General features: G+C 63.3%; 21 protein-coding genes and 1 pseudogene. 9 read left to right on the top strand and 13 right to left on the bottom strand.

Translation table 11 applies throughout. The features are described from left to right. Nucleotides 1-59 precede the first annotated feature (59 nt). The gene (locus ACF2JD_RS08405; protein WP_440987184.1) at nucleotides 60-2,948 is read right to left on the bottom strand and encodes an HD domain-containing phosphohydrolase; all 2,889 of its coding nucleotides are present in this window, start codon (nucleotides 2,946-2,948) and stop codon (nucleotides 60-62) included. A 232-nt stretch (nucleotides 2,949-3,180) separates the two neighbouring features. Here ACF2JD_RS08405 and ACF2JD_RS08400 point away from each other — a divergent pair, with 232 nt between their 5' ends. Both ACF2JD_RS08400 and ACF2JD_RS08395 read left to right on the top strand, forming a co-directional pair. Next, nucleotides 3,181-4,170: a luciferase-like monooxygenase gene (locus ACF2JD_RS08400; protein WP_440987183.1), complete on the top strand. Its 990-nt coding sequence runs from the start codon at nucleotides 3,181-3,183 to the stop codon at nucleotides 4,168-4,170. 171 nt (nucleotides 4,171-4,341) lie between these two features. Continuing rightward, nucleotides 4,342-4,827 (top strand): 2TM domain-containing protein, encoded by a 486-nt coding sequence (locus tag ACF2JD_RS08395; protein WP_163148703.1) that lies wholly within the window; start codon nucleotides 4,342-4,344, stop codon nucleotides 4,825-4,827. Nucleotides 4,828-4,930: 103 nt separating this feature from the next. Here ACF2JD_RS08395 and ACF2JD_RS08390 read toward each other — a convergent pair whose 3' ends face one another. The 6 genes and pseudogenes from ACF2JD_RS08390 to lptD form a co-directional block, all read right to left on the bottom strand. Next, a complete protein-coding gene (locus ACF2JD_RS08390; RefSeq protein ID WP_440987182.1) occupies nucleotides 4,931-5,752 on the bottom strand; it encodes a symmetrical bis(5'-nucleosyl)-tetraphosphatase in 822 nt (273 codons plus the stop codon). 6 nt (nucleotides 5,753-5,758) lie between these two features. Next, nucleotides 5,759-6,121, bottom strand: a complete 363-nt coding sequence (apaG, locus tag ACF2JD_RS08385; RefSeq protein ID WP_234568367.1) for a Co2+/Mg2+ efflux protein ApaG — start codon at nucleotides 6,119-6,121, stop codon at nucleotides 5,759-5,761. A gap of 4 nt (nucleotides 6,122-6,125) precedes the next feature. Then, complete coding sequence (gene rsmA, locus ACF2JD_RS08380; protein WP_043130439.1) at nucleotides 6,126-6,953, bottom strand: 16S rRNA (adenine(1518)-N(6)/adenine(1519)-N(6))-dimethyltransferase RsmA; 828 nt, start codon at nucleotides 6,951-6,953, stop codon at nucleotides 6,126-6,128. Further along, nucleotides 6,943-7,940: pseudogene (pdxA, locus tag ACF2JD_RS08375) on the bottom strand (4-hydroxythreonine-4-phosphate dehydrogenase PdxA). The gene rsmA and the pseudogene pdxA overlap by 11 nt, the downstream one beginning before the upstream one ends. 14 nt (nucleotides 7,941-7,954) lie before the next feature. Continuing rightward, nucleotides 7,955-9,247 carry a peptidylprolyl isomerase SurA gene (surA, locus tag ACF2JD_RS08370; RefSeq protein ID WP_440987181.1) on the bottom strand — a complete coding sequence of 431 codons (1,293 nt, stop codon included), beginning with the start codon at nucleotides 9,245-9,247 and terminating at the stop codon, nucleotides 7,955-7,957. 30 nt (nucleotides 9,248-9,277) lie between these two features. Beyond that, nucleotides 9,278-11,710, bottom strand: coding sequence for an LPS assembly protein LptD (gene lptD, locus ACF2JD_RS08365; protein ID WP_440987180.1), 2,433 nt, complete (start codon nucleotides 11,708-11,710; stop codon nucleotides 9,278-9,280). Nucleotides 11,711-11,884: 174 nt separating this feature from the next. On the opposite strand from lptD, the gene ACF2JD_RS08360 reads away from it, so the two are divergent. From ACF2JD_RS08360 to djlA, 3 genes are read left to right on the top strand one after another with little or no spacing between them, the layout of a single operon-like run. Continuing rightward, nucleotides 11,885-12,895: a phosphotransferase gene (locus ACF2JD_RS08360; protein ID WP_440987179.1), complete on the top strand. Its 1,011-nt coding sequence runs from the start codon at nucleotides 11,885-11,887 to the stop codon at nucleotides 12,893-12,895. Continuing rightward, nucleotides 12,892-13,560 carry an N-acetylmuramate alpha-1-phosphate uridylyltransferase MurU gene (murU, locus tag ACF2JD_RS08355; protein WP_234677108.1) on the top strand — a complete coding sequence of 223 codons (669 nt, stop codon included), beginning with the start codon at nucleotides 12,892-12,894 and terminating at the stop codon, nucleotides 13,558-13,560. Before ACF2JD_RS08360 ends, murU begins: the two co-directional genes overlap by 4 nt. 19 nt (nucleotides 13,561-13,579) lie before the next feature. Then, nucleotides 13,580-14,398: a co-chaperone DjlA gene (gene djlA / locus ACF2JD_RS08350; protein WP_234677109.1), complete on the top strand. Its 819-nt coding sequence runs from the start codon at nucleotides 13,580-13,582 to the stop codon at nucleotides 14,396-14,398. Between the two features lie 68 nt (nucleotides 14,399-14,466). Here the strand turns inward: djlA and ACF2JD_RS08345 are convergent, their stop codons facing one another. The 4 genes from ACF2JD_RS08345 to ACF2JD_RS08330 all read right to left on the bottom strand — a co-directional run bounded on the left by ACF2JD_RS08345 (nucleotide 14,467) and on the right by ACF2JD_RS08330 (nucleotide 19,400). Continuing rightward, the gene (locus tag ACF2JD_RS08345) at nucleotides 14,467-15,810 is read right to left on the bottom strand and encodes an NCS2 family permease (protein ID WP_163137105.1); all 1,344 of its coding nucleotides are present in this window, start codon (nucleotides 15,808-15,810) and stop codon (nucleotides 14,467-14,469) included. 262 nt (nucleotides 15,811-16,072) lie between these two features. Further along, nucleotides 16,073-16,408 (bottom strand): hypothetical protein, encoded by a 336-nt coding sequence (locus tag ACF2JD_RS08340; RefSeq protein ID WP_440987178.1) that lies wholly within the window; start codon nucleotides 16,406-16,408, stop codon nucleotides 16,073-16,075. Between the two features lie 162 nt (nucleotides 16,409-16,570). Beyond that, nucleotides 16,571-18,238, bottom strand: a complete 1,668-nt coding sequence (gene ettA / locus ACF2JD_RS08335; RefSeq protein WP_106885939.1) for an energy-dependent translational throttle protein EttA — start codon at nucleotides 18,236-18,238, stop codon at nucleotides 16,571-16,573. 319 nt (nucleotides 18,239-18,557) lie between these two features. Beyond that, the gene (locus tag ACF2JD_RS08330; protein ID WP_404835898.1) at nucleotides 18,558-19,400 is read right to left on the bottom strand and encodes a lytic transglycosylase domain-containing protein; all 843 of its coding nucleotides are present in this window, start codon (nucleotides 19,398-19,400) and stop codon (nucleotides 18,558-18,560) included. A 359-nt stretch (nucleotides 19,401-19,759) separates the two neighbouring features. On the opposite strand from ACF2JD_RS08330, the gene ACF2JD_RS08325 reads away from it, so the two are divergent. The 3 genes from ACF2JD_RS08325 (at nucleotide 19,760) to ACF2JD_RS08315 (ending at nucleotide 22,678) form a co-directional block, all read left to right on the top strand. After that, nucleotides 19,760-20,500, top strand: coding sequence for a glycosyltransferase (locus ACF2JD_RS08325; RefSeq protein WP_440987177.1), 741 nt, complete (start codon nucleotides 19,760-19,762; stop codon nucleotides 20,498-20,500). Between the two features lie 37 nt (nucleotides 20,501-20,537). Next, entirely contained in the window at nucleotides 20,538-20,903 is a 366-nt protein-coding gene (locus ACF2JD_RS08320; RefSeq protein ID WP_106885941.1) for a lipid-A-disaccharide synthase N-terminal domain-containing protein, read from the top strand. Nucleotides 20,904-20,989: 86 nt separating this feature from the next. After that, nucleotides 20,990-22,678, top strand: a complete 1,689-nt coding sequence (locus ACF2JD_RS08315) for a glycosyltransferase family 39 protein (protein WP_440987176.1) — start codon at nucleotides 20,990-20,992, stop codon at nucleotides 22,676-22,678. A 60-nt stretch (nucleotides 22,679-22,738) separates the two neighbouring features. Here the strand turns inward: ACF2JD_RS08315 and ACF2JD_RS08310 are convergent, their stop codons facing one another. Beyond that, a complete protein-coding gene (locus ACF2JD_RS08310) occupies nucleotides 22,739-23,737 on the bottom strand; it encodes an NAD-dependent epimerase (protein ID WP_411650497.1) in 999 nt (332 codons plus the stop codon). After that, complete coding sequence (locus ACF2JD_RS08305; RefSeq protein ID WP_440987175.1) at nucleotides 23,734-25,095, bottom strand: nucleotide sugar dehydrogenase; 1,362 nt, start codon at nucleotides 25,093-25,095, stop codon at nucleotides 23,734-23,736. Before ACF2JD_RS08305 ends, ACF2JD_RS08310 begins: the two co-directional genes overlap by 4 nt. Before the next feature lie 313 nt (nucleotides 25,096-25,408). On the opposite strand from ACF2JD_RS08305, the gene ACF2JD_RS08300 reads away from it, so the two are divergent. After that, nucleotides 25,409-26,017: a YitT family protein gene (locus ACF2JD_RS08300; RefSeq protein WP_163155752.1), complete on the top strand. Its 609-nt coding sequence runs from the start codon at nucleotides 25,409-25,411 to the stop codon at nucleotides 26,015-26,017. The last annotated feature ends 136 nt before the right edge of the window (nucleotides 26,018-26,153 follow it).

Genomic DNA, 26,153 nt, shown 5'->3' with positions numbered 1-26,153 from the left:
GAGATGAAAAACGGTCAACCTCGGTTGACCGTTTTTTTATGGGCGCTCGGGAATAGCGGCTAGCGCGGCTCCGCCAGCAGGGCCTGACAGGCTGCCTCGTCCAGCTGCTCGGGGGCGAGGAAGCGCAGGGCATAGTCCCGCCAGACACCGCTGTCGACGAAGAGCTCGAAGAGCGCCCCGTCTATGTGCCGCTCCTGCACCATGCGCAGCATTATGGTCAGCGACTGGGAGACCGTCTTGCCCGACTTGTAGGGGCGATCGCTTGCGGTCAGGGCCTCGAAGATGTCGGCGATGGCCATGATGCGGGCGGGAATGCTCATCTGTTCACCCAGCAGCTGGCGCGGGTAGCCGGTGCCATCCATCCGCTCGTGATGGCCCCCCGCTATCTCCGGCACCTTGCGCAGGTGACGGGGGAAGGGGAGCCGCTCCAGCATGCGGATGGTCTGGATGATGTGATCGTTGATCTTGTAGCGCTCCTCCTCGGTGAGGGTGCCACGAACGATGGCGAGGTTGTAATGCTCCCCCCGGTTGTAGAGATGGGTGGGGACCCTGACCTTGAAGCCCCAGGGATTGTGCCTGGCTATGTTGTCGTGGGCGGGGCGGGGAATGAGGTGGACCGGCTTGTCGGCCAGCAGCGGCTCGCGGCAGGGCAGCGGAGCCGCCTCCCCGGGATGGCGCCTGAGCTCCTCCGGACTGACGCCGAGGCGATCATCCAGGGTGCGCAGCCAGGTGCGGCTGGCGATGGCATCGAGCCGCGCCAGTTTTTCCGGTGCCATCCACTCGCCCCCCAGGTTGCACTCGGCGACGAAGGCGAACTCCTGATCCAGCATCTGCCAGAGCGGGGCCACGGCCTCGAGGGCTGCCTGCTGCTCGGGGGCAGGTAATCGGGCCGCCAGCGCCTCTATATGGGCGTCGCGCTTGAGCACCTCGAAGCGGGTGCGGATCTCGTGGATCCTGTCGTAGATGGTCTCCAGCTTGGTGGCCTTGTCCACCACGAACTCAGGTGTGGTGACCTTGCCGCAGTCGTGCAGCCAGCTCGCGATATGGATGGCCTCCCACTCCTCGTCGTTGAGGCTGAACTCGCTAAAAGGCCCCTTCTGCTGGGCGCAGGCCGCCTCCGTCAGCATCCGGGTCAGCTCGGGCACGCGCTGGCAGTGGCCTCCGGTGTAGGGGCTCTTGGCGTCGATGGCGCCGGCGATGAGCTCGATAAAGGCCTCCAGCAACTGCTTTTGCTCCTCCAGCAGGCGCTGATTCTCGATGGCGGAGGCGGACATGCCCGCCAGCGCCTCGATGAGGCTGATGCGCGACGCCAGCTCCCGTGGCGCGCAGTCCGGCAGGATCAGCAACAACAGGCAGCCGATCAACTCCTGGCGGTGATTGTAGAGGGGTTCGGCCAGCAGCTGGCGGGGGCCGGGGAAGGGGCCCCAGTCGACGAGGTAGTGCGACCACTGTTCGGCATCGAGGGGCAGGCTGAGCCGCTCTGAATGATAGAGGCCGCCGAGCAGGGACTCCTGCCAGTGCACCCGCTCACAATCCAGGGGCTGCCGTTGCCAGATGGCCTGAACCGCCTTCATCTGCTTGTCCTGGGCCAGATAGAGGCAGCCGCCCTCCGCCTGGGCCGCCGCCACCGTCTCGTGCAGTATGCGGCTGAGCAGGGAATCGAAGCGGTGCTCCGCCGCCAGCGCCAGACCCATGCTCATGAAGTTGCCCAGGGTCAGCCGCATGCTGGACATGGCGCGGGCGAGATCGTCTATCTCGCGGATCGCCGAGTCTGGCCGCTCGCTCTCGCCGAAGTCGAAGTGCTGGATCCGCTCGGCCTCTTGCGTCAGTGCCAGCAAGGGGGCGGCGGTGCGCCTCGCCACCAGCCAGATGACGGGTAGCAGCAGCAGCAGACCGGCCAGGGCCCAGGCCAGGTTGCGCAGGGCATCGTGGCGGGCCGGGGCGGTGAGCTCGTCCGCCGGTACCAGCAGGGCCAGGTAGAAGGGGGAACCCTCGTCGAGGGAGGAGAGGTTGACCAGCCAGTCGCTGCCATCCTCGGCGGCCAGGGTCAGCTCGGTCGGCGCGTGCAGCAGGGTGGGCCTGGAGGCCATCTCCTGCTGCAGCTTGGCCAGTATGGGGTGCTTGAGCGCCGACAGCATGGGCAGGCGACTCAGCTGTTCGAAGCTGGGCAGCCGCTTGGGATCCGTCGCCAGCAGGGTACCGAACTCATCGAACAGCACCAGCTGGCAGTGGCTGGGCAGGGGCAGCTCGCCGATGAGGGAGGAGAGCCCCTCCACGCCGGCATCCAGCCCTATCACCGCCCGGCGATCGTCGCTTTCCACCGCCAGCGTCATGCCCGGCTCCCTGGTGGTGAAGAAGAGATAGGGGTGGGTCACTATGATGCCCGTGCCCCAGCGAGCCTCCTTGTACCAGCCGCGATCGCGGGGATCGAACTGGTAGTCCGGCATGGGCCGCCGCTCCAGCAGCCGCAGGCGCTGGTTGAAATAGAGGAACTCTCCCCGGCCCTGACTCAGGCTCTGCACCAGCAGGTGGCTCCCGGGAGGGGGGTTGTCCAGCAATCCTCTGGCCCGATCGGTCAGCTTGCGTACCAGGAAGAAGTCGCCGTTCTCGTAACCGGCATAGATGGCGCCATAACTGGCGCTGTTGGCCAGCACCTCGGCCAGCTGGGGCAGGTAGCCGAGGCGGGACTCCAGGTTGCTCATGGCGGCCAGCTGGCCACTGCGCAGCAGGCTCAGGGACATGCGGGCCGGGCGCTGGTTCAGCTTGATGGCGAGAGACAGCTGTTCCCTGTACTGCTGGAAGTTTTGCCGTTCGTGCTCCAGCCCCTGCTGCATGCCCTGCTGGAACTGCAGCATGATGAGGGCGCCCCCCAGCACGGAGAACAGCAGTATGAAGAGGGTGGCAATGTGCACGTAAAAGGGCTTGCTGCCGAGGCTTGCTTTTGTCATGGACCTGTCCTTGTCCTAGGGGCGCTCCCCGCGATGATCTGCCAACAGTGTGCTCGCAAGATGACAAAAAGCATAGGAGGTGGGGGCCAGAAGAGGAACCGTTATCTTCCGGCGTACCCCTTGCCGCGAGCTGCATGGCGCGGGTCCCGGCAGCCTGGTCAGGTGATTCATTCAGATATCTCGTGCTACATTGCTCCACTGGTGAATCGCCTGTGAATCAATGGAGTGTCCCATGTCTGCCATCCCCTATTCCGTCCTGGATCTGGTGCCCGTCCCCGAAGGAAGCCAGCCGGCCGAGTCGTTTCGTCATTCGCAGGATCTGGCCCGCCATGCCGAGCGCTGGGGCTACCACCGCTACTGGCTGGCGGAGCACCACAACATGCCGGGGATCGCCAGTGCTGCCACCTCGGTGCTCATCGGCCATCTGGCCGGTGCCACCAGCACACTGCGGCTGGGGGCCGGCGGCATCATGCTGCCGAACCACTCCCCTCTGGTGATCGCCGAGCAGTTCGGCACGCTGGCCTCTCTCTACCCGGATCGCATCGATCTCGGCCTCGGTCGCGCGCCCGGCACGGATCAGCGCACCATGCAGGCGCTGCGCCGCCAGCGCAGCGGCGAGGTGGATGACTTTCCGGCGGAAGTGCGCGAGCTGATGGGCTACTTCGGTGACGAGGTCGGCGCCGTGCAGGCGGTGCCCGGTCAGGGGCTGCATCTGCCCATCTGGCTGCTGGGTTCCAGCCTCTACAGCGCCCAGCTGGCGGCCGCCATGGGGTTGCCGTTCGGCTTTGCCTCCCATTTTGCCCCCGGCCTGCTGTTGCAGGCACTCGAGATCTACCGTACCCAGTTCAGCCCTTCCGCGCGCTGGCCCAAGCCTTATGCGGTGGTCTGCATCAATGTGATCGCCGCCGACACAACCCGGGAGGCCCGCTTCCTGTTCACCACGCTCCAGCAGCAGTTCCTGCGCCTCTATCGGGGTGATGCGGGCAAGCTGCCGCTGCCGGTGCAGAGCCTGGGAGAGGAGTGGTCGCCCCGGGAGCTGATGGCGATGGAGCAGACCCTGGCTCGCTCTCTGGTGGGGGATCCGGATCAGGTGCGTCACGGCCTCAAGGCCCTGTTGGCCGAAACCGGGGCCGACGAGCTGATGTTCAACGGTCCCATCGTCGATCATCAGGCCAGGTTGCGTTCTTTCGAGATCGCCGCCGAGCTGATGCGGAGCCTGTGAAGGCCTGACCGGGCGCGCTGGTCTGTGCGCCCGGGCATAGGTATCAATCCAACAGCTAGTTACAACGGATTGATTTTAAAGAATAGTCAGGTGGATGTCGGCCCTCTGTCGTGTCACCTCTGGCCTCACCGGCCCTATGCTGGCCCTGTCAGTCACCACAAGGAGTTCGAGATGATCGTCAGGAAGTTGAGATTGCAACGGGGTTGGTCCCAGGATCAGTTGGCGACCCTGACTGGCTTGAGTGTCCGCACCATACAGCGGATCGAGCAGGGCCAGCAACCTGGACTGGAATCCCTCAAGGCCCTGGCCTCCGTCTTCGAGCTCGATGTGACTCAACTGCAGGAGAGCGAGATGAAAGGGAACGAGACAGATAGTCAGGGGACAGTGCATGTGGCCAGGGACGAGCGGGAGGCGATGAAGTTCGTCGAGGGGCTCAAAGGCTTCTACGGCCACCTCATCAGCTATGTGCTGGTGATAGGGGGGCTGTTTGTCATCAACTACCTGAGCAACCCGGACTATATCTGGGCCTGGTGGCCCATGCTGGGCTGGGGGCTGGGCCTGATATCCCACGCCATCAACCTGTTTCAGCCGTTCAAGCTGTTCGGGCCCGACTGGGAGCGGCGCCAGGTCGAGAAACGGCTGGGGCGCAAGCTGTAAGCCGCTACCTCACCCCATAAGGAACGGGCCCGGCAATGCCGGGCCCGTTTTATTGTCCGTCTATCGCCTGACTCGGTGCAGGCTGGGCGGCTGCACCGACGGCTTATTTGGCGTAAGCGGGGCAGGGGGTCGCTATCAGGGCGTCGTCTTCATACCGCCACATAGTGAGGCTGTTGCCCCAGACGCAGCCGGTGTCCAGCCCCTTGATGTCCGCCTTGCCGGTGGCCCCCATCAGGGCCGCCCAGTGGCCGAACACCAGTATGGGATCGTCCACGTGGTGCTCCCGCTGCTCGAACCAGGGGCGCAGGCCAGGGGTGGACTCCGTGGGCCCCTTCTTGCACTTGAAGTCGAGTCGGCCGTCGAAGTAGCAGAAGCGCATCCGGGTGAAGGTGTTGATGATGTAGCGGTAGCGCTCTATCCCCAGCAGATTTTCGTCCCAGGTATCGGGCTGATCGCCATACATGTTGTGCAGCAGCCAGCTGTACTGATCGCCGCGCAGCAGCGTCTCCACCTCGCGGGCGCAACTGCGTGCCGTGTGGGCATCCCAGGCCGGAGAGAGACCGGCATGGACCATCATGATGGGCAAGTCTGGGTGCTCCGCCAGCAGGGGACGGTGGCGCAGCCACTCCAGCAGATCGTCCCGATCCGGGGCCTCCATCAGGGCCTGCAGCTTGTCTTTCTTCTTGAGGGGGGCGACCCCATGAGCCACCGCCAGCAGGTGCAGATCGTGGTTGCCGAGCACGGTCACGGCGCGGCTTCCCAGTGACTTGACGAAACGCAGGGTGTTGAGAGAGTCCGGTCCGCGGGCGACCAGGTCGCCGCACAGCCAGAGGGTGTCGTTGTCGGGGTCGAATTCGGCAAGATCCAGCAGACGGCGCAGATCGTCGTAGCAGCCCTGGATATCACCGACGAAACAATTCGCCATGAAACCTCAGTTGATAATGTTGGGAACGGCCAGTGTGAAAGGGGCTATGGGGGCCTCAAACTGCTGCCCCGATTCGTCTTGCAGGGTGTAACTGCCTTCCATCACGCCGAAGGGGGTGGCCAGCGGTACGCCACTCTGATAGCTGAAGGTCTCGCCGGGGGCGATGAAGGGCTGCTCGCCCACGACCCCGGGACCTTCCACTTCCAGCATCTTGCCATTGGCATCCGTGATGAGCCAGCGCCGGTGCAGCAGCTGCACCTGGCCCGGCCCCAGATTCTCTATCTCGATGAGATAGAGAAAATGGTAAGGATCCTCGGTGCCCGCCACATAGCTGGGGTGCGGGCGAACCACTATCCGGGGGGATGCCATGGGATCAGGCCTGCTGCTGATCGGCCAGCCAGTTGGCTATCATGACGAACTGCTCGAGGGAGAGGTTCTCCGGGCGCAGGTTGCCATCTATGCCAAGCTCGGTCAGCTGAGCGTCAGTGATGAAGTTGGAGAAGCTGTTGCGGATGGTCTTGCGACGCTGGCCGAAGCCCTCGGTGCAGACGCGGCTCAGGCAGCGCAGATCCTTCGCGACTATGGTCGGGTTCTTGTGTGGCACCAGTCGCACCACGGCCGAGTCCACCTTGGGGGCCGGCTTGAAGGCACCCGGGCCCACTTCCAGCACCGGGATCACCTGGCAGTAGTACTGGACCATGACGCTCAGGCGGCCATAGGCCTTGCTGCCCGGGCCTGCGCACATCCGCAATACCACTTCCTTTTGCAGCATGAAGTGCATGTCTTCGACCCGGTCGGCGAACTCGCACAGGTGGAAGATGAGCGGGGTGGAGATGTTGTAGGGCAGGTTGCCGAAGATGCGCAGGGGCGGTTTGCCTTCTCCCATCAGGGTGCCGAAGTCGAAGCGCATGGCGTCGGCCTCGATCACCGTCAGCTTGTCCTTGAGGGTCGGGTGCTCGCGCAGGCGAGCCGCCAGATCCCGGTCAAGCTCGACCACAGTCATCTTGTCCATCTGGGAGGCGACCGGTTCGGTCAGTGCCGCCAGACCCGGGCCGATTTCCACCAGGTTCTGACCCGGCTGCGGGTTGATGGCGGCGACTATCTGATCGATCACATAACGGTCGTGCAAGAAGTTCTGACCGAAACGCTTACGGGCCGTGTGGCCCATGTGCACCTTGTTGCTCTGCACCTTACTGCTCATATCTTTTTTTCTCTACCATCTGGATGGCGTGGTTAATCGCGGTGATCAGGCTGCCCGAGTCTGCCAGGCCCTTGCCTGCCAGATCCAGCGCTGTGCCGTGATCCACCGAAGTACGGATGAAAGGAAGTCCGAGGGTGATGTTGACCGAGTTGCCAAAGCCCTTGTATTTGAGCACCGGCAGCCCCTGGTCGTGGTACATGGCGAGTACCGCATCCGCATCCTTGAGGTATTTCTCCTGGAACAGGGTATCGGCCGGCAAGGGGCCGACCAGATCTATCCCTTCCTGGCGCAAGCTGGCGAGGGCGGGTTCGATCACGTCGATCTCTTCACGGCCGAGATGGCCCCCTTCCCCGGCATGGGGGTTGAGGCCGCAGACGTAAATTCTGGGGTGTGCTATGCCGAACTTGCCCTTGAGATCCGCATCCAGGATGCGGATCACCTTGGCAAGGCGCTCCTGCGTGATGGCCATGGCCACGTAGGCGAGGGGAATGTGGGTGGTCGCCAGCGCGACCCGCAACCCTTCGGTGGCCAGCAGCATCACCACGTCGGCGGTGTCTGACTGCTGGGCGAAGAATTCGGTGTGGCCGCTGAAGGAGACGCCCGCCTGATTGATGATCCCCTTGTGCACCGGGCCTGTCACCACGGCGGCGAATTCGCCGCTGAGGTTGCCGTCGCAGGCGCGCTGCAGGGTGGCCAGCACATAGGCGCCATTGCCCTCGTCGAGCTCGCCCGGCACCACGGGGGCGCCGAGGGGGACGGGACACACCGTCAGGGTTCCCGCCCGCTGACCCCTCACACGGGAGCAGCGGCATCATAGGGTTCCAGCTCGATGGGCAGCCCCAGCAGGGCGGCGCGCTCGCGCAGCAGCGCCGGGTCGGCGATCACCACCAGCTGGTGCGGCCAGTCCCGCTGGGCTATCTGCAGCACCAGGTCCGGGCCTATGCCGGCGGGCTCACCCGGCGTGATGGCAAGACGATGGCTGTTCATCTGCTCATCGCCCATTAATTGGGTTCGATCTGGATGTAGGCTTCGTCGCGCAGCTCATCCAGCCAGGCCTGGGACTCTTCGGTGAAGCGGCGGTTGAAGATGAGCTGATAGGCGCGCTGCTCCTGGGCCTTGCCGGTGGCATCCTGGCTGCGGCGATCTTCCAGCTGCACTATGTGCCAGCCGTGGCTGGTGCGGAAGGGCTCGCTGATCTGGCCCGGTTGCAGGCGGTTGACCATGTCGCGGAACTCAGGCACATAGACGTTGGGATCGGACCAGCCCAGCTCGCCACCCTGCACCGCAGAGCCCGGGTCTTCGGAGTACTTCTCCGCCATGCTGGCGAAGCTCGCCTTGCCGCTCTTGATGTCGTGCAGAATGCCGTCCAGGGTCCCCTTGGCCTTCTCCTCGCTCAGTATGATGGAGGGCTTGATCAGGATGTGGCGTGCCTTCACCTCGGTCTGCATCACTTGCTGCTGACCCTTGGTGTCGAAGACCTTGATGATGTGCAGACCGGCGCCCGAGCGCAGCGGCCCGACTATGTCACCCTTGCCGGCGCCCTGTACCGCCTCTGACATCAGGGTGGGCATCTCCTGCGGGCTCATCCAGCCCCAGTCACCCCCTTCCAGGGCCTTGGGACCGTTACTCTCTGCGATGGCCAGCTTGCGGAAATCTGCCCCTTCCTTCAGGGCGGCAAGGATGCGCTCTATCTTGGCCTTGGCGGCGTTGAGCTGCTCGGCGTTCGGGTTGTCAGGCAGGGCAACCTGGATGTGGCCGACGTGGTATTCGGTCTGTTGCTGACCCTGCTTGCTCAGGGCCTCGACCACCTGCTTCACCTCCTGCTCGGAGATGTTGATGCGGCGGCGTACCTGGCTGCGACGTACCTCGTTCATCAGGATCTCGCGGCGTACCTCTTCCCGGTACTGGGCATAGGTCAGCCCTTCCCGTTCGAGCTGGGCACGGAGCTGCTCCAGGTTCATCTTGTTGTCGGCGGCTATGCTCTGGATGGCCTGCTCCAGCTGGGTATCACTGATCTTGAGCCCCTGGCGATCCGCCAGTTGCAGCTGCAGGCTCTCCTGGATCAGGCGATCCAGCGCCTGCTTGCGCAGGGTGACGTCATCGGGCAGGGATTGGCCGCTCTCCTGGGCGGAGGCCTTCACCTTCTGCACCAGGGCTTCCTGCTGACTGGCCAGCACCACGTCCTTGTTGACCACGGCAAGCACCTTGTCCACCAGCTCGGGCGCGGCGAGGGCGCCCTGGCTCATGACTCCAAACAGGCCTGCGGTCAGCAGGGAAATCAACGTCTTCTTCATATCCATCTCTCAAGGCGTTTGCCAGACCCGTTATTGGTCTCGCAGGTTAAACGGACGAATGTAAGGCAGTGCTTCGGTGTCAAGGGAGGTGCCCTTGGAGCCGGTACCCACGCTACCCAATCCTTTCATTTCAAATTGAATGCCGAGGCTGCGCTCGGACGTCGGGGCCAGGTTCACGTTGTCCGGCGTATTGACCCACTCCAGGTTGAAGTTGATGCTCCAGCAGCAGGAGTCATATTTCAGACCCACCTTGCGGTCAACTTTGACGTTCTGGTCGAGCTCCTGATAGTAGCCGCCATAGAGGTGCCACTGATCGTTGAGCGGTGTGGTCAGCAGCAGGCCGATCTGGTTGAGATCCGTCACCTCGCCCTTGCGATCCAGGTCGTAGTTGGCGTCCCGCACGAAGCGGTGGCTCAACTGGCTGATCAGCTTCTCGTGGCGGTACTCCAGGGCGCTGTTGGAGGAGCTTATCTGACGCTGCTCCAGGTCATATTGTGCCCCGGCATGGGCATACCACTGTTCGTTGATCTTGGCGTCCCCCTCGAACGAGAGCGGGGAGCGGGTATTGGTGCTCAGCGCGTCGCTGGAGTAGAGCTTGACCCTGGGGGCCACGAAGTCGAAGGCTTGGGCAACGGCCAGCCGAATTCGTTCATCGCCAGCCGGATCATAGATGCGGGTGGTGACGCCGACCGAGAGTCGGTTGGAGTCGCTGATGCGGTCCAAGCCGGCGAAGCGACGATCGCTAAACAGGCTGTAGTAGTCCTGACGCATGGTGGTGGAGTCGTAGACACCTATGTTGTCCTGATCCTTGTAGGGCACATAGAGGTACTGGAACTCAGGCTCCAGGGTCTGGCTGGCCCCTTCGCCGAACCACTGCTGGTCGCGCTCGAAGGTCATGCCGCCCTTGAGGCGAAACGAGGGCAGAACCCGGGTGATGATGCCCTCTTCCAGGGTGACATCCCCCCCACCTTGCGGGGTGAACCTGTTGGTGAAGGTGCTGCTCATGTCATCCGGCACCGTCTGATCGTAACGGGTGTACATCAGCTTGTACTGGCTGTCGAGGAAGTAACCGGCTTCGTCGATGAGCGGTATGGTCAGAGTGGGCGCAGTGTAGACCCGGGTGCCCGTGTAGGCGCTGCCCTTGTTTTGCTCGATAGCCTGGTCGTTGTTGTAGCCAAAGTTGGTCAGCTCAGTGTTCCAGGCCAGATCGTACCAGTTGCCCTGCTGGTAGTAGTTGTGGTTGATGCGCGGCATCAGCTCGTGGGGCTGCTGAGCGCTGGCCAGCAGAATTTGGTAGGTGCGCACCTCGGCATTGAGGTTCCAGCTCTGCTGGTAGTAGCCGGCTCTCAGGGATTGCTGCAACTGGTTGTCGACCTGGGTCCCCACCTTGGGAGAGAAGTCGTTGAAGTAGTTGTAGTCCTGATCCCGCACCTTGGTGTAGTCCACCGACACCCGCAGGGCGTTGTCCATGAACATGGAGGTGTGGCGGGCACTGAGCAGATAGCGGTGACCGTCCGAGAGGTGATCGTTGAGGCTGTCTGTCTCGTCGTATTGCTTGTCGTCCGCCAGGTTTTCGAAATAGAGGCTGCCCACGTGGGCCGGATCCGGCATGTAGCGGAACTCGACCTGCTCCATCAGGCCCCGCCTGTCCATGAAGCGGGAGGTGATGGTCGAGTCGTAGTTGGGGGCTATGTTCCAGTAGAACGGCTGGGTGATATCCATGCCGTTCTTGGAGCTTTGGGTATAGCCCGGGTAGAGCAGGCCCGTCTTGCGCTCATCCTTGATGGGGAAGTTGATATAGGGGAAATAGAAGACCGGATAGTCATAGAGCCAGAGGCTGGCGTTCCAGGCCTCCCCGAACACCTCGGACTGATCGATATCTATGCTGCCGGCTTTCAGGGTCCAGGCTTCCTGACCCGGGGGACAGGTAGTGTACTGGGCGCCCTCCAGGGTGATGTTCTGGTTGTTGTTGGTCATGGTGACTTTTTCGGCGAAGCCGCGCACCGGTGAGCCATGCACCTGATACTTGCCCTCTTCCAGCTCGGAGTTCTTGGTGTCCAGGTTGGATTTGAGGGTCTTGTCGCTGGTGACAGTAATCTGGCCATCGTTGTAATAGATGTTGCCGATGGCGATGACATCCCGGCTCTTCTGATCCAGCTGGGCGTAGTCGGAGTCAAATTTGCGCACGCCCTGACGCACCTTGACGTCACCTTCATAGACGGCGGTACCGCCCTGCTTGGCCTCCAGGCGATCGGCATCCACTTCGACGGGCTGGGCATTGGCGTCCTGACTCGCGCTGGGTTTCTCGACCTTGGGGACATAGTCATAGCAGAGGCTGTTGAGGATCCCGGTGGCCGGTGGCGCGTTGAGGGGCGCCGCCTGGACCGTGAGCGGACTCAGGGCAGGAACAAGGCTGATGGTCAGGGCGATGGGATAAGAAGACCCCAGTGTCCATTTTGTCATGTGAAGGGCTCGCGCAATCCGTAGTAAAAACGGTTGATTCAGGGCATGCATTTTATGTCAGGATCCATCGAGTTGACATTGCATGTCATTGCTTTATGTTAGCCGGCAATGATAAAGCATTATTGCGGCCAGGGCTAACAGCCAAGTGCTGCTTTCCAATTTGGTTCCCGACTCATGCACGATCGCACTTCCCTGCTATTGCAATGGGCACGCCGGATTACCGGTGATGCCAACCTCCAGTTGACCCTGATCTCCGGTGACGCCAGTTTCCGCCGCTACTTCCGTGGTGGTGGCCTAGTGTGGGTGGATGCTAATCCGAAAACCGAAAAAAATCATGAATTCGTTCGCAATGCGGCCGCCCTGCACGCCGTGGGGCTGCTGGCTCCCGAGGTCAGGGCGGTGGACTACGAGCAGGGCCTGCTGGCGGTCAGTGACCTTGGCGATACCCAGCTTATCGGCTGCCTGAACGATGGCAACGTGCTGGCCTGGTATGGCAAGGCCATAGGGCTGCTGCCCCGGCTGGGAGCTGTCGGGTTGGCGCTCGAGCCTTTCGACGAGGCCTTCATGGCGCGCGAGAATGCCATCTTCCCCGAGTGGCTGCTGGGTCATCACCTGAACCTGAGTCTCGACGAGACCGAACGGCAACTGCTGGACGAGATGTTCGCCTGCCTCACAGAGAACAACCTGGCCCAGCCCCAGGGGGTGATGCACAGAGACTTCCACAGCCGCAACCTGATGGTGTGTGGCGGCAATACGCCGGACGACAGCCGGCTTGCCGTCATCGACTTCCAGGACATGGTCATGGGGCCGCTGAGCTACGACCTGGTCTCCTTGCTGAAAGACTGTTACGTGCGTTGGCCCGATGAGGTGATCGAGCGGGGCATGGGCCATGGCTTCGATACCCTGAGCCGGGCGGGCCTGCTCGGCGGGCTCGATTATGCCAGCTTCCGTCGTCACGCCGACCTGACCGGCATGCAGCGCCACCTGAAGGCGGCCGGCCTCTTCACCCGTCTCTACCATCGCGACGGCAAGTCCGGCTACCTCAAGGACATTCCCCGCACCCTGGGCTATGTGGTGGATGTCTGCCACACCCATGGTGTCGAGCATCCGGTGCTGGCCCGCTTCGGCCTGTGGCTGGAGCAGGTGGTGCTGCCCGGTCTGGCACGCACCGGGGTGGCCTCATGAAGGCGATGATCCTGGCCGCGGGTCGTGGGGAGCGGATGCGCCCGCTCACCGACCTGCTGCCCAAGCCGCTGCTGGCGGTGGGGGGCAAGCCCCTCATCGTCCACCACATCGAGAAGCTCAAGGCGGCCGGGGTGACCCGGCTTGTGATCAACCACGCCTGGCTCGGCCACAAGCTGGTGGAGGCGCTCGGCGATGGCCGCCAGTTCGGGGTCGAGATCCTGTGGTCGGCGGAGGAGAGCGCCCTCGAGACCGCAGGCGGCATAGTGCAGGCATTGCCCCTGCTGGGCCCAGAACCCTTTCTGGTGATCAACGGCGATACCTGGATTGATGGGGATTATGGCGCTCTGGTGAATCAGTCGCTGGCGGATGACCTGGCCCATCTCTGGCTGGTGCCCAATCCGCCCCAGCACCCTCAGGGGGATTTCTCCCTGCAAGGCGGCCGGGTGCTGGATGCGCCTGCGCTGACCTTCAGCGGCGTCGGCCTCTATCACCCGGCGGCCTTTGTCTCCCTGCCTTGCGGTGCCTGCAAGCTGGCCCCCCTGCTGCGCGACTGGATGGCGCAAGGCCGGGTCGGTGGCAGCCTGCTGACCGGCGAATGGCGTGACATAGGCACAGTCGATCGGCTGCGCGAGCTGGATGACCAGCTGCTTGCCGGCACTCATTAACATCACGAGGTCTTGAACCATGCGTATTTGGGGTAAGGTGCTTGGCGCCTTCTTCGGTTTTCTGCTCGGCAACATCTTCGGCGCCCTGCTTGGCCTCTGGATCGGCCACCGCTTCGATCGGGGCATGGGCATTCGGGGGGCGTTCCAGCGTGCCCCCAGCCAGCAGCAGCAGGCGGTCTTCTTCCACGCCACCTTCGCCGTCATGGGCCACATCGCCAAGGCGAGCGGTCAGGTCACCGAGCACGAGATCCGGGTCGCCTCCAGCCTGATGGACAGGATGCGCCTCTCCGGCGAGCAGCGGGTGCGTGCCCAGGAGTCGTTCCGCCAGGGCAAGGAGAGCGATTTCCCGCTGCGGGAAACCCTGGCGGAATTCCGCCGTGCCAGCCTGGGGCAGCGTGACATCTTGCGTTTCTTCCTCGAGGTGCAGCTGCAGGCCGCCTTTGCCGACGGCAAGGTGGAGGCCAACGAGCGCGCCATACTGCAGACCATAGCGGACGAGCTCGGCTTCAGCCGTATCGAGCTGGGGCGGATCCTGGCGATGGCCGAGGCGCAGATGAACTTCTTCCACCGCCAGCAGCAGGGTGGACAAGGGCAGCAATACCGGCAGGAGGCCCCCTCCCAGGATCGCCTCAAGGATGCCTACCAGCTGCTGGGGGTGAGCGAGAGCGACAGCGATCAGGAGATCAAGCGCGCCTATCGCAAGGAGATGAGCAAGCATCACCCGGACAAGCTGGCCGCCAAGGGGCTGCCCCCCGAGATGATGGAGATGGCCAAGGAGAAGACCCAGGAGATCCAGCAGGCCTGGGAGTGGATCCGCGAGGCCCGCGGCATCCGTTGAACCTTGCCCTTTGCCAGCCATAAAAAATGCCCGTCGATGACGGGCATTTTTGTGTGCGCAAGCCGGGGTTAGTGGCTGTCGACCCAGACGAACTTGAGCACGAACAGCAGGGCCACTACCAGAACGCAAGGGTTGATCTCGCGCCAGCGGCCGGTGCCCGCCTTCATCACGCAGTAGGAGATGAAGCCCACGGCTATCCCTTCTGTGATGGAGAAGCTGAACGGCATCATCACCGCTGTCATGAAGGCCGGAACCGCTTCGGTCAGGTCTTCCCACTTGACCCGGGTCAGCTCGGAGCACATCAGCACGCCCACGTAGATGAGGGCGCCCGCAGCAGCGTACGCCGGCACCATGGCGGCGACCGGGGAGAAGAAGATCGCCAGCAGGAACAGCACGCCGACCACTATGGCGGTCAGGCCGGTACGGCCGCCGACGGCCACCCCCGAGCTGCTCTCGATATACGCCGTCACGGAGGAGGTGCCCATAAAGGCGCCGCCGACCGAGCTCACGCTGTCCACCAGCAGCGCCTGCTTCATGCGCGGGAAGTGACCTTTGTCATCCGCCAGCTTGGCGCGGTTGGTGACGCCGATCAGGGTGCCGGAAGAGTCGAACAGGTTGACCAGCATGAAGGAGAAGATGATCCCCGCCAGGCTGATGTCCAGCGACCCCATCAGGTCCAGCTGACCGAAGACGGGGGTGATGCTCGGCGGCACAGAGACGAAGCCCTTGAAGGTCACGTCGCCGAACAGCCAGCCCAGGGTGGTGGTGACCACTATGGCGATCAGCACGGCGGAGTGCACGCCGCGGGCGGAGAAGATGCAGATCAGGAAGAAGCCGAGCAGCCCCAGCAGGCAGGGCAGTGAGGTGAGGTCGCCCACTGTCACCATGGTGGCGGGGCTCGCTACCACTATGCCGGCGTTGTGCAGGCCGAGCAGGGCGATGAGCAGGCCTATGCCGGCTGTTATGCCGACCCGCAGTGTGAGCGGGATGTTGGCAATCAGCCAGTAGCGCACCCGCAGCAGGGTGAGGATCAGCAATCCTAGGGCACCCCAGAAGATGGTGCCCATGCCGATCTGCCAGGAGTAGCCCATGCCAGCCACCACCACGAAGGCGAAGAAGGCATTCAGTCCCATGGCGGGGGCCAGGGCGATGGGCAGGTTCGCCAGCAACCCCATGAGAATGCTGCCGATGCCGGCGATGAGGCAGGTAGTGACGAATACCGCCTGGGTGTCCATGCCTGCCGCAGAGAGGATCTGCGGGTTGACGAACACTATGTAGACCATGGTCAGGAAGGTGGTGATGCCGGCGATGACCTCGGTGCGGGCCGTGGTGCCATGGCCTTTCAGGGCAAACAGGCGCTCGAGCAATCCTTGCCCGGCGACCTGGCTGGCAGCTTGGTGTTGTTGATTCATGTTGGATTCCAATGGGTGACGTGAAATAAGCAGCAGGCGAGCGGCCAATCCCATCCATGCGGGGTAAATGGCCCTGTTTCTGGCGACTGAGTGACCAGACTCGTCCTGATACCGTGACAGCGCGCACATTTTTACACAGGCCGCGATGTTTACAAACCCCGGATCTGCGAGGGGGATCAATGAATAGAGTAAAAATTCAAACGTTTGCCCATCGAGAGGTAAAAACAAGGTTCGATAGAGGCTTGTGCCGCGATGGCGACTCTCAGAGGCTCTTGAGGTAGCGATCCACCAGCTGGGCCAGCACGGCGTCGCTGTGCTCCTGCAAGGTGACGAGCGTCAGCCCCATGCGCTGCAATAGCAGGCTGGCCTGCGTCTCGCTCAGCTTGCGCCCCTCAATGAAAAACTCCTGTTCGGGCAATTGCTTGTCATGGCGCGGGAGCAGCACCCAGCTCACCCGCTCGGGCTCGATGGCGGCAAAGATACGGCCGGCCGCAGCGCAGAAGGTATCGATGTGGCGCTTGCCATCCGGGCCCAGGCAGCCGGGTTCGATCCGGATCTGGATGGTGAGTCTCTTCGGGGGGGCGCTGGTCTGGGTCATTGGTGAGTGCCGGTAGGGGGAAGCGGGAAGATTGTAAGCGAAAAGGCAAGAGAAAGGGGAGCCCGGGCTCCCCTTGTGACGTTGCAATCACCCCAATGGGGCGATGCGCTTGTCTATCTGGAGCGGTGCGGTTGGTCCGCCTCACTCCATCGCCAGACGCAATTACTTGGTAATGCGTTTGTACTTGGCGCGGTGTGGCTGAACCGCATCGGCGCCATAGGTCTTCTTCTTCCACTCTTCGTATTCGGTGAAGTTGCCCTCGAAGAAGGCAATCTTGCCCTCGTCCTGGTAGTCCAGGATGTGGGTGGCGATACGGTCGAGGAACCAGCGATCGTGGGAGATGACCATGGCACAACCCGGGAACTCCAGCAGGGCGTTCTCGAGGGCGCGCAGGGTTTCGATGTCCAGATCGTTGGTCGGTTCATCCAGCAGCAAGACGTTGCCGCCGGTCTGCAACAGCTTGGCCAGGTGCAGACGGCCGCGCTCGCCACCGGAGAGCTCGCCGACCCGCTTCTGCTGATCGGCGCCCTTGAAGTTGAAGCGACCAATGTAGGCACGGCTCGGGAACTCGTAGTTGCCGATGCGCAGTATGTCCTGACCGTCGGCGACCTCTTCGAACACCGTTTTCTTGTCGTTCATGCTGTCGCGGAACTGATCCACGGAGGCCAGCACTACGGTATCACCCAGGGTGATGGTGCCTGAGTCCGGCTGTTCCTGGCCCGACATCATGCGGAACAGGGTGGATTTACCAGCGCCGTTCGGACCTATGATGCCGACTATGGCCCCCTTCGGAATGGCGAAGGAGAGATCGTCGATCAGCTGCCTGTCACCGTAGGACTTGCAGAGGTTCGCCACCTCGACCACCTTGTCGCCGAGGCGCGGTCCGGGCGGAATGAACAGCTCGTTGGTCTCGTTGCGTTTCTGGTAGTCGTTGGTGTTGAGCTCCTCGAAGCGAGCCATACGGGCCTTGGACTTGGCCTGACGGCCTTTCGGGTTCTGACGCACCCACTCCAGTTCCTTCTCGATGGACTTGCGACGGGCCGCTTCCGAGCTGGCTTCCTGAGCCAGACGGGCGTCCTTCTGCTCCAGCCAGGAGGAGTAGTTGCCTTCCCAGGGGATACCCTCGCCGCGGTCCAGCTCCAGGATCCAGCCCGCCACGTTGTCGAGGAAGTAGCGATCGTGGGTGATGGCGACGACTGTGCCCTCGTAGTCGTGCAGGAAGCGCTCCAGCCAGGCCACGGATTCCGCATCCAGGTGGTTGGTCGGTTCGTCCAGCAGCAGCATGTCCGGCTTTTCCAGCAGCAGACGGCACAGGGCTACCCGGCGGCGCTCACCCCCGGAGAGGTGCTTGATCTGGGCATCCCAAGCCGGCAGGCGCAGGGCGTCGGCCGCGCGCTCCAGCTGGTTCTCCATGTTGTGACCACCCTGGGCGGCGATGATGGCTTCCAGCTCGCCCTGTTCGCGGGCCAGCTTGTCAAAATCCGCATCCGGGTCGGCATAGGCCGCATAGACCTCATCCAGGCGAGCCATGGCGCGTTTCACCTCGCCGACCGCCTCTTCCACCGCTTCGCGTACTGTCTGCTCCGGATCCAGCTTCGGCTCCTGGGGCAGGTAGCCGATCTTGATGCCGGGCTGCGGACGGGCTTCCCCTTCGATCTCGGTGTCGATCCCCGCCATGATGCGCAGCAGGGTGGATTTACCGGCGCCGTTCAGACCCAGCACACCGATCTTGGCGCCCGGGAAGAAGGAGAGGGAGATGTTCTTGAGGATATGACGCTTGGGCGGCACGACCTTGCCGACCCTGTTCATGGTGTAAATAAATTGAGCCATTGGCTAATTCTCTTCCTTTTCAGCAGTTTAATGTCTTTGCATCAACAAACTGACGTCGTGGTGGGGCCTGGTCGGCAGGGGCCGACCCGGTTCCAAAAAACCCGTCGATTGTAAACCAATGGGAAGAGGGCGGCAAAGTGGACAACCGGGGGGCATTGAGTGTCGGGATCCCCTCCGGCAGAGGGAGGAAAAGAGGCTGGCATCTGGCAGATGGCCGATCAAGGTTCCGGGTCGAGCTGGCTTAAGACTTCCTTAACTCTGGCTCGATAGGATTCATCAGCTGACCTTGAGAAGCCATGGAATCAGCTTATGCCAAGGGTCAGCGGGGCTGCCTGGTGCTCTTGGCAGGGTCCTGCCCCGAGTAGTAGAGCACCCGTTGCACATACTCCTGGGTCTCCTGGTAGGGCGGTACGCCGCCATGGCGGATCACGGCCTGTTCGCCGGCGTTGTAGGCGGCGCTGATCCTGACCCAGTCGGGGCCAAACTGCTTCTCCAGCCACTTCAGGTAGATCATGGCGCCACGGATGTTCTGCTGCGCATCGAAGGGGCGGGTAACGCCGAAGCGCACCTGGGTCTCGGGAATGAGCTGCATGACCCCTTGCGCCTGCTTGGGGGAGACGGCTGTGCTGTTGAGATTGGACTCGGCGATGGCGATGGCGAGCGCCAGCTGGGGGTCGACCTTGTGACGGTGGGCGGCCTGGCGGATCATGACGGCCAGCTTCTGTTTGGTGAGGGATTGCCGGGCCAGATAGCTATCCTGATCGAAGGGGGTGCTGGGGCGTACCCAGGGGGCGCCTCCTCCGCCTCCGCCGATACCGCAGGTGCCGAGGGGGGCGTTGCCCACCCGCTCGTTGTAGTAGCGAGCCGCTTGCTGATTGCCAAGGCGCATGGCCATGGCGAGGTAGGCGTTGGCGTGGCGGGGGCTGCGGATCCCCTGGGGCCCGCGAGCCAGCAGGCGGCCGATGCGATAGTAGGCCTCAGGGTTGCCCAGGCTGGCCGCGGTACAGTAGTGGGCTATGGCTCGCCGGGGGTTGCTCTGCTCCATGGCGGCGCCCTGGCGCAAGGCGCTCATCGCCTTGGGGGCCTGGCGAAAGGCGTCGGCATGGGTGTAAGTGGCAAGCAGTAGCAGGACTCCCCAGCCCCAGGTGCAGAGTCTCTGCATGATGGATACCTCGAATTTCGTATCCGCAAGATATAGGCCCGATATGGGGGGGACGCCAGCCAGGGGATGGAACATCTGGTTATGTGTCAGGCCATCAGAGATGAAAACGGTCTGGAACTTTTGGCAGAGAAAAAAAGGCGCTCTTGGTGAGTGTGAAGGGGAGCCCGGGGGTTGTGCGACCAGGCCCTCTGAACACGGCACAATTCAAATTGATAGATTTATTACTTTTGGGGCAATAAACTGCCGCACTTGCTGTCTAACGCCTTGTATTTGCATGATGTTAGTCAGCTTGTCGAGAGAATGTTAATGAGGAAAGCGGTCGAGGCGACTGCGTTCCTCGTCATGGTCGGGAACTTCATATGCTTGATTCAATCGGTGTCTCTGTCGTGGTGCCCGCCAAGGATGAGCGGGACAATCTGGCCCCCCTCATCGGCGAGATAGATGCCGCGCTGGCGGGGCAATACTGCTACGAGCTGATCTATGTGGACGATGGCAGCGAGGATGACAGCTACGCCGTCCTGTGCGATCTGAAGAGGCGTTATGCCGGGCTGCGCGTGATCCGCCATGCCAGGGCCGTGGGCCAGAGCATGGCGGTGCTCAGTGGCGTGCGCCACGGTCGCGGCGACTGGCTGGTGGTGCTCGACGGGGATGGCCAGAACGATCCGGCCGACATTCCCGCCATGCTGGAGGAGGCCAAGCGCCGCTTCGCGCAGGATCCCACGCAAGTGGGACTTATCGGTCACCGGGTCAATCGCCGGGATGATTGGGTCAAGCGACTCTCCTCCAGACTGGCCAATGGGTTTCGCGATCTGCTGCTGCGGGACGGTATCCCGGATACCGGCTGCGGTCTCAAGGTGGTGAGGCGCGACTGGTATCTGCGCCTGCCCGGCTTCAACCACATGCACCGCTACATTCCGGCCCTGATCCAGGCCCAGGGCGGGCGTATGTCCCCCTGGCCGGTCAATCACAGGCCACGGCAGGCGGGTGTCTCCAAATACGGGGTCTGGAACCGGCTCTGGGTCGGGCTGGTGGACGTGGTCGGTGTCTGCTGGCTGCAACGCCGCTCCAAGGTGGTCGAAGTCAGGGAGACACTCGAGTGATCGACTCTCTGCTCTCGATGCCGTTGGAGTGGCTGATATGATCGATGCCCTGCTCTCCATGGAGCTGACCTGGTTCGACTGGACCGGCCTGCATGTGACCGGCTGGAAGCTCATCGGCTACACCGGGGCGCTGATGTTCGGCGGCCGCTGGCTGGTGCAGTTCCTGGCCTCCAAGCGGGCCGGCAAACCCGTCATACCCCGGATGTTCTGGTACATGAGTGTGCTCGGCAGCCTGATGACCCTGAGCTATTTCGTCTTCTCCCCGAAGCAGGACTCCGTCGGCGTGCTGCAGAATCTCTTCCCCACCTTCACCGCCCTCTACAGCCTCTACCTGGATATCCAGCACCGGGGTTGGAAGCGGGACAAGCTCGTCGATGACAACGAGATCCACCATGGCAAATGAGCATGTCCTGATCAGCCGCTTTCCTCTGGTCATCCCGCTCCAAGGCTGGAGACGTGGCAAGCTCGTCGATATCAATGAGGTCCGCCATGGTAAATGATCGCTTCCTGCTCAATCAGAGCTCCCTCGGCTGGTTGCTGCTGATCGCCCTGATGGTGCTGGGTGCCGGCCTCGGCCTGCGGGATCCCTGGCCCGCCGACGAGCCGCGCTTCGCCCTGATCGCCAAGGAGATGGTGGAGAGCGGCCAATGGCTCTTCCCCATGCGTGGCGGCGAGATCTACCCGGACAAGCCCCCCCTGTTTATGTGGGGCATCGCCATCGGCTATCTGCTGACCGGCTCTATCAAGGTGGCGTTTTTGCTGCCCTCCCTGCTGGCGGGTCTGCTGACCATAGTGCTGGTGTGGGACCTGGGCCGCCGTCTGTGGAACCCGGCGACGGGCTTCATGGCCGGGCTGCTGCTGCTGCTCACCGTCCAATTCACCCTGCAGGCGAAGACGGCCCAGATCGACGCTCTGGTGACCTGCTTCATCACGCTGGGGGTCTACGGTTTCGTCCGTTTCCTGCTCTGCGAGGGAGGCTGGCGCTGGTACTGGCTCGGCTGGTTTACCGCCGGGCTCGGCATCATCACCAAGGGGGTGGGGCTGCTGGCCCTGCTGATCCTGATCCCGGCAATCTGGACCCACAGGGAGCAGATCCGCGCCGCCTCCCGTGCCGACTGGTTGAAGGCGCTGGCGGGGCCGCTCTTCATGCTGCTGGCCATCGGCCTGTGGCTGGTGCCCATGCTGAGCGCCGTGGCCCAGAGCGGGGACCCAGTGCTGCAGGCCTATAGAGACAACATACTGCTGCGCCAGACGGTGACCCGCTATGCGAATGCCTGGCATCACGTCAAACCCTTCTGGTACTACCTCAGCTCGGTGATCCCGCCGTTCTGGCTGCCCCTCTCCCTGCTGCTGCCCTGGCTGGTGCTGGCGTGGCGCAAGGCTATCCAGGGCCAGGACAAGCGCGTCATATTGCTGCTCGGTTATCTGGTGCTGGTGGTGCTCTTCTTCTCCCTGTCGCCGGGCAAACGCGGCGTTTATGTCACGCCGGGCACGCCGGCCCTGGCCCTGCTGACCGCTCCCTACATGGGGGCACTGTTGGCGCGGGTCTGGCCCGGCCGTCTGCTGGGGGGGCTCGGCTGGCTGCTGGGGATCCTCTGCGTGGGTGGCGCCGGGGCCCTGGCTCTCTACGACAAGCTGGCGAGCAGGTTGGGGGATCTGGGACCGGCCCCCTGGCTGCCCCTGCTGGTGCTGGGGGCGGTGCTGCTGCTGGTCAATGTGCTGCTGCGCCGGGCGCCGCTCAGCGCCATCCTCTGCTCGCTGGCGGTGGGTTGGCTGCTCTACTCCTGCTGGATCTGCGTGCGCCTCAACGACATGCGCACGCCGCAGGGGGTGATGGCGCGGGCACAGCAGAAGGTGCCCGCGGAGGACGAGCTGCTGCTGGCCGGTTTCAAGGAACAGCACCTGCTGTTCGCTCGGCAACCCGTGCAACATTACCCCTACCTGCTGGGGGATGGGGAGCAGGCTCGCGAGGCGGCGGCCTGGGTGGCGGCCGCGCCGAATCGCCATGTGCTGGGCAGCGCGGATCTGATGGTGCTGTGTTTCGAGCCCGAGAAGATGGAAAACCTCGGCAACCGCCATCGCACCGACTGGCTGCTGGCGGGGGCTGAGGCTCTCAAGCCCGCATGCCAGGGGCTGACTCCCAGGCTAGAACCCTTCCGATATACCCCGGGCCTCTGAGGCAGGGACCCAGCAAGAAGGGCTGCCACTGGCAGCCCCTTTTCATCTCGGGCTATGGGGTCAGACCCCGTAGTAGGCCCTGTACCAGTCGACGAAGCTGGCAACCCCCTCCTCAAGCCCGACTCCGGCTCTGTAGCCGGTGGCATCGAACAGCGCCTGGGTGTCGGCCCAGGTCGCCTGCACGTCCCCGGCCTGCATGGGCAGCAGGTTGCGGATGGCCCGCTTGCCGAGCGCCGCCTCTATGGCTTCCACGAAATCCATGAGTCGCACCGGGCTGCCATGGCCGATGTTGAAGAGGCGGTAGGGGGCCGGGCTGGCATCGGCCGCTCCCTGCCAGGCCGGGTCGCCTTGCGGGGGCCTGTCCGCGACCCGGATCACCCCTTCCACTATGTCGTCTATGTGGGTGAAGTCCCGGCTGAGCTGGCCCTGGTTGTAGATGTCGATGGGCTCGCCGCTCAGGATGGCGCGCACGAACTTGAACAGCGCCATGTCGGGCCGCCCCCAGGGGCCGTAGACGGTGAAGAAGCGCAAGCCAGTGGTGGGCAACCCGTAGAGGTGGGAGTAGGAGTGGGCCATCAATTCGTTGGCCTTCTTGCTCGCGGCATAGAGGGAGACGGGGTGATCCACCCCGTCCGAGGTCTTGAACGGCATCTGCTCGTTGAGGCCGTACACCGAGCTGGAGGAGGCATAGACCAGGTGCTGCACCCCGTGATGGCGGCACCCCTCCAGCACAGTGAGGGTGCCGTTGAGATTGCTGTCGGCATAGGCGAAGGGGTTGTCCAGCGAATAGCGCACCCCGGCCTGGGCCCCCAGGTGGATCACCCGATCGAACCGCTCGCGGGCAAAGAGCGCCGCCATGGTTGCGCGATCGGCGAGATCCATCCGCTCGAAGCGAAAACCGGGCAGTGGCAGCAGCAAGGCCAGCCGCGCCTCCTTCAGGCTGACCTCGTAGTAGTCGTTGAGGTTGTCCAGGCCAACCACCTGATGGCCGTCGCGGCAGAGCCGCTGCGCCACATGGAAGCCGATGAAGCCGGCGGCGCCGGTGACCAGATATTTCATTGTTGTTGCTCCTCGTACAGCCCCGCGGCCAGGCTGTCGCCCCGGCCTATGGCGTAGTAGGTGAAGCCGCGCTGGCGCAGGCGGGCCGGGTCATAGAGGTTGCGGCCATCGATGATGACGGCCTGCTTCAGGGTCTGCCGCACCAGCTCGAAGTCCGGGGCGCGGAACTGCTGCCACTCGGTGCAGATGAGCAGGGCGTCGGCCCCCTTGAGAGCGGCCTCCTGGGTACCGCACAGGGTCAGATCGTCCCGCAGGCCATAGAGGCGCTGGGCCTCGCTCATGGCCTCGGGATCGAACGCCTGCACCTTGCCACCGGCGGCCCAGATCGCCTCCATCAGCACCCGGCTCGGTGCTTCGCGCATGTCGTCGGTGTTGGGCTTGAAGGCCAGCCCCCAGAGGGCGAAGGTCCGCCCTGTCAGATCGGCACCGAAGTGCTGCCGCAGACGGGCCATGAGCTTGTGTTTCTGGCCGTCGTTGACCCGCTCCACCGCGTGGAGCAAAGGGGCATCACAGCCAATCTGGCTGGCGGTGTGGATCAGCGCCTTGACGTCCTTGGGGAAGCAGGAGCCGCCATAGCCGCAGCCGGGATAAATGAAGTGATGGCCGATGCGGGGGTCGGCGCCTATGCCCTTGCGCACGGCTTCGATGTCGGCCCCGAGTTTCTCCGCCAGGGTGGCCATCTCGTTCATGAAGGAGATCTTGGTGGCCAGCATGGCGTTGGCGGCGTACTTGGTCAGCTCGGCGCTGCGGGTGTCCATCTGTATGATGCGATCCCGATTGCGGTTGAAGGGGGCATAGAGCTCTTCGAGCAGGGAGATGGCGTGGGCCGAGTCTGTGCCTATGATGATGCGATCCGGCCGCAGGCAGTCGGCCACCGCGGCCCCCTCCTTGAGAAACTCCGGGTTGGAGACCACCTCAAGGGGCAAGTCGACCCCGCGATCGCGCAGGATGGCGGCGATATGCTGGTGCACCCGGTTGGCGGTGCCGACCGGCACTGTGCTCTTGTTGACCACCACCTTGCCGCCCTGCATCAGCCGCCCTATGGTGCCGGCCACCGCCAGCACGTGCTGCAGATCGGCCGAGCCGTCTTCATCCGGCGGGGTGCCGACCGCGATGAAGATGAGCTCGGCGAACGCCACCCCCTGGGCGACATCTGTGGTGAATTGCAGGCGACCGGCTTGATGGTTGGCCTGCACCAGGGGGGCGAGACCGGGCTCGAAGATGGGGATCATGCCCTCTTTGAGGCGCTCGACCTTGGCGGCGTCCACGTCCACGCAGGTTACCCTGTGGCCCATCTCGGCGAGCACGGCGGCCTGAACCAGCCCCACATAACCTATTCCGAATACGCTGACTCTCATCTGCTGTTGCTCCGCAGCCTGTGGCAAGGGGTTCATTTTAGAACGATTCCCGCCTGCTGGCAGAGAGATAGCCCGGGTTTTTCAGGCGCGCTTCAGGTTGGCTTCAGCTTGAGAGGGGGAGGGCGTGACATATTTTGGTGCAAGGGTTGTAACGCGGCGCTGACGCGCACCATTTCGGCGCATTCGATCCCGTACTTGTGATCCGGGTCACTCAAAATGGACACTGTGACCATAACGAAGTCCCGACTCACGGGGCTCGCGCCCGTCACCGGGCCTCAGACACTCTTTTCACTTCGCTACTGGACATAAGGTTATGGACAACACCCCCCGTTCGGCCCATCCGCTCTATGAGGATGTGCTCGCCCTGCTGACCGCGGCAGGCTTCGTTTCCCTCGGCATCTTCCTGTTTCATCAGGTCGGTCTGCTCACCGGCGGCACTGCCGGGCTGGCGCTGCTGCTGCAGCAGGTCACTGGCCTGAGCTTCGGTCTGCTCTTCTTCGCCATGAACCTGCCCTTCTATGCCCTGGCCTGGCTCAGGATGGGGCCGCGCTTCACCCTCAACACCTTCGCCGCCGTGGCGACCGTCTCCTTCATGACGGATCACCTCAACGCCGTGCTGCAGATAGGCAAGATAGAGCCCGTCTATGCGGCCCTGATCGGCGGCACCCTGATCGGCATGGGGCTGCTCATCATGTTCCGCCACAAGGCGAGCCTGGGCGGCTTCAACATCTTGGCGCTCTTCATTCAGGACAAATGGGGGATACGGGCAGGCAAGCTGCAAATGGGGCTGGATTGCGCCATCGTCATCGCCTCCTTCTTCGTGGTCTCCCCCTGGCTGCTGGCGCTCTCCGTGGTGGCGGCCATCATCTGTAACCTGGTGTTGACACTCAATCACAAGCCGGGCCGCTACCAGATCGCCTGAGCCCCTTCACTTTGCAAACAAACAGAGCGCCCAAGGGCGCTCTTTTGCTATTCGGGATCCTGACTTGATTCACATCACCATGGGCTGCCCCGTCTCGGGGTGGTGGATGGCTTGGACGGGGTAGTCGTGGAGAGGA

It is taken from the genome of Aeromonas ichthyocola (assembly GCF_046087985.1).
GTDB lineage: Bacteria > Pseudomonadota > Gammaproteobacteria > Enterobacterales > Aeromonadaceae > Aeromonas > Aeromonas rivipollensis.
This window is presented reverse-complemented; position numbering and strand designations above follow the sequence as displayed.

Bases quoted from the DNA above. Each gene is read 5' to 3' on its own strand.
- ACF2JD_RS08395 (WP_163148703.1), top strand. From the start codon at position 4,342: ATGATCGTCAGGAAGTTGAGATTGCAACGGGGTTGGTCCCAGGATCAG.
- djlA (WP_234677109.1), top strand. From the start codon at position 13,580: ATGCGTATTTGGGGTAAGGTGCTTGGCGCCTTCTTCGGTTTTCTGCTC.
- ACF2JD_RS08315 (WP_440987176.1), top strand. From the start codon at position 20,990: ATGGTAAATGATCGCTTCCTGCTCAATCAGAGCTCCCTCGGCTGGTTG.
- murU (WP_234677108.1), top strand. From the start codon at position 12,892: ATGAAGGCGATGATCCTGGCCGCGGGTCGTGGGGAGCGGATGCGCCCG.
- ACF2JD_RS08400 (WP_440987183.1), top strand. From the start codon at position 3,181: ATGTCTGCCATCCCCTATTCCGTCCTGGATCTGGTGCCCGTCCCCGAA.
- lptD (WP_440987180.1), bottom strand. From the start codon at position 11,710: ATGACAAAATGGACACTGGGGTCTTCTTATCCCATCGCCCTGACCATC.
- apaG (WP_234568367.1), bottom strand. From the start codon at position 6,121: ATGGCATCCCCCCGGATAGTGGTTCGCCCGCACCCCAGCTATGTGGCG.
- ACF2JD_RS08340 (WP_440987178.1), bottom strand. From the start codon at position 16,408: ATGACCCAGACCAGCGCCCCCCCGAAGAGACTCACCATCCAGATCCGG.
- ACF2JD_RS08305 (WP_440987175.1), bottom strand. From the start codon at position 25,095: ATGAGAGTCAGCGTATTCGGAATAGGTTATGTGGGGCTGGTTCAGGCC.
- ACF2JD_RS08405 (WP_440987184.1), bottom strand. From the start codon at position 2,948: ATGACAAAAGCAAGCCTCGGCAGCAAGCCCTTTTACGTGCACATTGCC.
- ACF2JD_RS08330 (WP_404835898.1), bottom strand. From the start codon at position 19,400: ATGCAGAGACTCTGCACCTGGGGCTGGGGAGTCCTGCTACTGCTTGCC.
- surA (WP_440987181.1), bottom strand. From the start codon at position 9,247: ATGAAGAAGACGTTGATTTCCCTGCTGACCGCAGGCCTGTTTGGAGTC.
- ettA (WP_106885939.1), bottom strand. From the start codon at position 18,238: ATGGCTCAATTTATTTACACCATGAACAGGGTCGGCAAGGTCGTGCCG.
- ACF2JD_RS08325 (WP_440987177.1), top strand. From the start codon at position 19,760: ATGCTTGATTCAATCGGTGTCTCTGTCGTGGTGCCCGCCAAGGATGAG.
- rsmA (WP_043130439.1), bottom strand. From the start codon at position 6,953: ATGAGCAGTAAGGTGCAGAGCAACAAGGTGCACATGGGCCACACGGCC.
- ACF2JD_RS08390 (WP_440987182.1), bottom strand. From the start codon at position 5,752: ATGGCGAATTGTTTCGTCGGTGATATCCAGGGCTGCTACGACGATCTG.
- ACF2JD_RS08310 (WP_411650497.1), bottom strand. From the start codon at position 23,737: ATGAAATATCTGGTCACCGGCGCCGCCGGCTTCATCGGCTTCCATGTG.
- ACF2JD_RS08320 (WP_106885941.1), top strand. From the start codon at position 20,538: ATGATCGATGCCCTGCTCTCCATGGAGCTGACCTGGTTCGACTGGACC.
- ACF2JD_RS08345 (WP_163137105.1), bottom strand. From the start codon at position 15,810: ATGAATCAACAACACCAAGCTGCCAGCCAGGTCGCCGGGCAAGGATTG.
- ACF2JD_RS08360 (WP_440987179.1), top strand. From the start codon at position 11,885: ATGCACGATCGCACTTCCCTGCTATTGCAATGGGCACGCCGGATTACC.
- ACF2JD_RS08300 (WP_163155752.1), top strand. From the start codon at position 25,409: ATGGACAACACCCCCCGTTCGGCCCATCCGCTCTATGAGGATGTGCTC.